The organism is Shigella sp. FC1544 (assembly GCF_001722145.1).
GTDB classification, from domain to species: domain Bacteria; phylum Pseudomonadota; class Gammaproteobacteria; order Enterobacterales; family Enterobacteriaceae; genus Escherichia; species Escherichia coli.
Window position 1 is genome coordinate 1 of the sequence record NZ_MECT01000514.1, and the last position, 272, is coordinate 272.

At 48.5% G+C, this 272-nt stretch carries 1 protein-coding gene; it reads left to right on the top strand.

Annotated features, from left to right (window positions below; genetic code table 11):
• Window positions 1-80 (top strand): IS1 family transposase (locus BGK49_RS19205; protein WP_001401901.1); only part of this gene is annotated, 80 nt, incomplete at its 5' end.
• Window positions 81-272: the final 192 nt, after the last annotated feature.

A 272-nucleotide genomic window follows, 5' to 3' on the forward strand; every position in this document is an offset into this window, starting at 1 on the left:
AGTCACTGTCGTTCTCAAAATCGGTGGAGCTGCATGACAAGGTCATCGGGCATTATCTGAACATAAAACACTATCAGTAAGTTGGAGTCATTACCCAGCTATCAGGGGTACTTCCGCTCAGGCTGGGGTACTGGTAATCACGGCTCACCACAAACTTATGCAGCGGGTTCTCTGTGAACCGCCCCGGGTTTCCTGGAGAGTGTTTTATCTGTGAACTCAGGCTGCCAGATCATCGTTTCCGATGGAAGCATAATAAGCTTTTTCTGCTTCTG